We start from the raw sequence: 645 nt of genomic DNA, 5'->3' as shown, positions 1-645 counted from the left end.
AGCAGCCTGAGCTGCTTGCTAAGTACCCGGTGCGGGCGAAGAAAAACCCGGACGGATCCTATGACTACTCCGACCCCCATTTTGAAAACGCTGATCTTTGTAAAGAAGTTGCACCTAAATTCTGGACTCAACGGGGATATACCACCGACGGATCTGACTATTCTGATGTCACTACCCTCAAAGACTGCTTTGTGGAGGATGAAAATAAAGACGTGTCTACAGTGATCGCGATTGGTACCGATAAAAAGAAGAGGAAAGACGTTGCAGGAAGGCTATTTAAGCAGTATCGGCCAGATCGATTTGACCAGATCGTTGATAGCCTTAATTCGCCTGCCTGTGTCGCATATGTGGAAACCGATATAGGCCGAATCGGTGTCCTTTATGGCGATATTGAAGACACGATGTCTGAGGCACAGTTGTGTGAAAAAGCACGTGAGAACCTAAAGAAAGTGAGTAAATAAAATGAGTATTACTATCGATCCCTGTGAGCTCGACCGGGCCATCAATGTATTCACGAAAAATGCAAAATTTGGGTTTGGAAATCCACTTTCCATGCTTAAGTCTCTGCGTGGTGAGTTTACTGAGGAGCCTGGGTTGCGGGAGTTGGGGCGGCAGCATGCTCTGGTGATTAACGGTGGGGTCGGC

At 47.4% G+C, this 645-nt stretch carries 1 protein-coding gene and 1 pseudogene; both read left to right on the top strand.

What is annotated here, in order from left to right; translation table 11 throughout:
* On the top strand, positions 1–461 hold a 461-nt coding region (locus V5S80_RS09330), incomplete at its 5' end, for a hypothetical protein (protein ID WP_395170497.1).
* Between the two features lies 1 nt (position 462).
* A pseudogene (locus V5S80_RS09325) lies at positions 463–645 on the top strand (hypothetical protein); the annotation flags it as partial.

Source organism: Corynebacterium sp. PCR 32 (genome assembly GCF_037464985.1).
GTDB lineage: Bacteria > Actinomycetota > Actinomycetes > Mycobacteriales > Mycobacteriaceae > Corynebacterium > Corynebacterium kroppenstedtii_D.
The sequence above is the reverse complement of the archived record's forward strand: the minus strand, read 5'-3'. Positions and strand labels throughout refer to the sequence as shown.